Source organism: Cognatiluteimonas telluris (assembly GCF_011320095.1).
Taxonomy (GTDB): domain Bacteria; phylum Pseudomonadota; class Gammaproteobacteria; order Xanthomonadales; family Xanthomonadaceae; genus Cognatiluteimonas; species Cognatiluteimonas telluris.
The window spans coordinates 1-2,430 of sequence record NZ_JAANOY010000069.1 but is presented as its reverse complement, the minus strand read 5'-3'; the positions used below and the strand labels follow the sequence as shown (position 1 = coordinate 2,430).

General features: G+C 53.7%; 2 protein-coding genes. Both read right to left on the bottom strand.

Annotated elements, in window-relative coordinates; genetic code table 11:
- Window positions 1–1,645: 1,645 nt before the first annotated feature.
- A complete protein-coding gene (locus tag G7B67_RS12920) occupies window positions 1,646–2,155 on the bottom strand; it encodes a hypothetical protein (RefSeq protein ID WP_166213074.1) in 510 nt (169 codons plus the stop codon).
- A gap of 57 nt (window positions 2,156–2,212) precedes the next feature.
- Window positions 2,213–2,430, bottom strand: a 218-nt coding sequence (locus tag G7B67_RS13340) for a YxiG-like protein (RefSeq protein WP_207780943.1), incomplete at its 5' end; no start/stop codon positions are given.

Below are 2,430 nucleotides of genomic sequence, written 5' to 3'. Positions count from 1 at the left end.
AGTTGCGAGCGCCCGACGCAGATGCCGCCAGCAGGTTCGGCCGCCAATACTGCCGCGTGGAAATCCGAGCGCCGCTTAGATGACTCCAAGCGCGACCGAAGAGGGTGGACGAAAGCGACAAGATGCTGGGCGAAGCGAGCAACCCGAACTGCCGAATGGCCGCAGCGGGCCCGCTCTTAGCGGCCTAACACCTGAATTAAGCCGACATGCGTAGTGGAGGCAAAAGGTGGCACGCTTTTCAGTGCCGCCTTTTGCTGGAACGAAGCATGTTCGGCTTGAATGAATTGTTAGGTTTTGCGCCATGTAGCGCGCCGCCCGTCTCGAAATCTCCTTGCTCCAGCAGCTCCGCCAGCACGATACGCGGCCTTTTCTTCGGAGCTACACGACGAACAATACGATCGATTCTCGCGGTTTCCGTATGCGAAGTCTGTAGCAGGCCGATAACGACCGCATATAGAACATTGCTTTGTCGAACCACCTGGTTGGGTACGGAAGGCAGGATTTTGAAATGGCGCGGCAGACGCTGAAGTTTGACGTGAAGCGTTAGCGTCAGCGGAGCGCGGCGAGAATGTAGAGCCGCATTTCATGCAAATCCATTCGGTTAGATAGGAATCGCCCGATCCGCGGGTGGCGAATAAAGCCAGAATTAAGATTGCGAAGAGTGCGAACGCAAATGAGTAGTGCTTTAAGGCGAGCGCGATAATTGCGCCTAAAAGCAAGACCGCTAGAAGCGAAGACTCGGTCGGACCAGCCCGTTTGGCAAATAACGACTGGGATGATCCACGCGATCGAGAGCTGCCGAAGAAGAAGCCAGCCCTGCGCCCGAAGGACATGCCGCTGTAGGAGCGCCTAACCCGGCTCTCTCGAGTTCCTAGCTCGTGAGCGGCAATCCTGGACTTGGTTGCGCCGGAGCCGCAGTTTGGGCACTGAGTATCCATTGACTCTCCTGCAGAACCTAACACCTGAATTAAGCCGACTTGCGTAGTGGAAGCGAAAGGCGGCTACGCTTTACCTAGCCGCCTTTTGCTGGAACGAAGCAAGTTCGGCTTGAATGAATTGTTAGGCTGGCAGCGAGCTGTTTGACGCGACGATGAGTCGGCAAGCGTACTGTCGCGGGCCCCAGCTAAACGCAAATGTCTCCGCAATCTCATGCCAAGTGGCTCCAGGATGGCCAGTCCCATGGTTGGCTCCCAAGCAAGAACACTCGCAATGAAATCCCTCTGCGTTCCAGCAAGCGGGCGCACATTTCTGCATCTCATTATGGAGCTGAATGACATAAACCCTGCCGTGTCTTTTGAGGAGCCGGTGGATTAATTCATCGAACCAAGCGATCGGAACCTCCCAAGCAATATGTTGGCTGTTCCATTTCGGCTTGCGCTTGTTCTCGCCTCTCAACCAAGCATAGTTGTCATTTAAGAAGGGCAAACGAACTAGCAATGGTTTGGGCCGAGCCTGCCGAAATACGACCGGTATTTCCCGCTGCTTCCAGATGTTTCGAAGTCTCGGATCCTGCTCGTCCATGCGCCTTAGAGTCTCATGCCGGGTCTAACACCTGAATTAAGCCGACACGCGTAGTGGAAGCAAATGTGGCACGCTGTTTGTGCCGCATTTGCTGTAACGAAGCGTGTTCGGCTTGAATGAATTGTTAGGCTGCATGCCACGTACTCAACATTTCATCTGTCCGTCGGCCAAGATCAGCAAGATCGATTCCGCTTTCGATGGCATCACTGTCTATTAGTTTGTCGATCTCGATCATCAGCTCACGCACTCCTGCAGAGATTAGGTCAATGCGTTGGATTAGGTCATGGGCCGCCGAATCGGAATAAAAGGCAGCTCGATTATCCAGGCGTGACTTGTGAATGAGCCAATTGCGCTCCGACAAGATTTCTTTGAATCGTGTCTGTAGTGCTCCGCTAAATACGTTGGCTTCAGCTGCTGCTCGTAAGGTTGCGCCGAATGGCTTGCCAAGTGCTTTAGCTACAAGATCGTCATAGTCGTTTTCTGTGACACCCTCTTTGATGCACGTTCTGAGCATCAAATATTTGGCACAAACAGTTTCTAGATCTTGAAGCTGCCAGACGGCGAAGCCAATCCGATCACAGAATGCTGTGACGCGGGCGCTTTTTCTTAGTAGGTCATCGGTTAACTCGATCATGCAGCCTAACACCTGAAATAAGCCGACCCGCGAAGCGGGTTCGGCTTGATTGAATTGTTAGCTCCCTTGCGAGGAGAGCGGGATAACGACGCTTGAAACTGTGGATGTCTCATCGCTGACCTTGGCCCACCGCAAACTGTGGAAGATCAGGTTGATTCGGAAGCGATCAGTCTCAATCTCAGCTTCATGCATCGGGTTGCCTAGCCGGGCGGCCCATGCGGCGGCTTTGGTTGATGGTTCAATTGCCCGAATGCCTGGCCATGCCAGCGACCAAC